This window comes from Salinicola sp. (assembly GCF_982684285.1).
In genome coordinates this window covers 1-1,031 of the sequence record NZ_CEXLVS010000540.1, presented here as the reverse complement: position 1 = coordinate 1,031, position 1,031 = coordinate 1, and the positions used below count along the sequence as shown (strand labels likewise).

Annotated in this window: 2 protein-coding genes; both read left to right on the top strand. The window is 43.7% G+C overall.

Annotation, left to right across the window (positions count from 1 at the left end; all coding sequences use genetic code 11):
• Positions 1–391 (top strand): PLP-dependent transferase (locus tag AC3AYF_RS21785; protein WP_487780552.1); only part of this gene is annotated, 391 nt, incomplete at its 5' end.
• Between the two features lie 201 nt (positions 392–592).
• A partial coding sequence (locus tag AC3AYF_RS21780) for a VWA domain-containing protein (RefSeq protein ID WP_487780551.1) occupies positions 593–1,031 on the top strand: 439 nt, incomplete at its 3' end.

Genomic DNA, 1,031 nt, shown 5'->3' with positions numbered 1-1,031 from the left:
ACATTCAGCAGCAGCATTAACCTTAGCTCAGTGGTTGGAACAGCAACCACAAGTAGCTAAAGTATTTTATGCCGGCTTGCCTAGCCACACACAACACGAATTAGCCAAAAAGCAACAATCGGCATTTGGAGGCATTATCGCCTTTGAAGTAAAAGGTGGCCGTGCAGGCGCGTGGAAGTTAATTGATTCAACCGAGTGGTTATCGATTACTGCTAATCTGGGTGATACCAAAACGCCGATTACCCATCCAGCAACGACAACGCATGGCCGCTTAACAGATGAAGCGCGGGCTGAAGCCGGTATCACAGAAGGATTATTACGGATCTCTGTCGGCTTGGAAACTGTTGACGATATTCAAGCTGATCTACAACACGGCTTAGATCTGCTCTGAAGCTAGCCAATAAAATACGCTCCATACTCATTAGCCGTATGGGCCGTTTCTTTGTCTATCCCAGACAAAATGTTGTTATATTCGAATAACGGCATAAAAACTGCATTAAACTCAACGATTTCGAACGAACCGTCGGGAAACCGTCTTTATATTTCAGTCGGTTAGCGAACGTTGTTAATAATAACAATAGGTTATGAGTTTATGATACGTTTTGAAAAATTTGTGCTGATTCTGATTGTTTTGGCAGTGACTTTGCCAATTCGGCAGGTTTTCGCCACAACAGAAGAGCCGGTCAGCGATGTTCGCATCCTGATCGATGTTTCTGGCAGTATGAAAAAAAATGATCCCAATAACCTGCGGGCACCCGCTTTACGTTTAGTCATTGGTTTATTACCCGATGAGTCAAAAGCGGGAGTGTGGACCTTTGCTAAATACGTCAATATGTTGGTGCCTATCCGTGACGTCAATGAAGCATGGAGGATAGAAGCTGAACGTCAATCAGATAAAATTCATTCCTATGGTTTGTTCACTAACATTGAGCAAGCACTAAATAAAGCTACCGCCAGTCATAAAATTCCTGATGCCAATGTTCGTCGTAGTGTGATTTTATTATCGGATGGCCTCGTCGACGTTGCTGCTG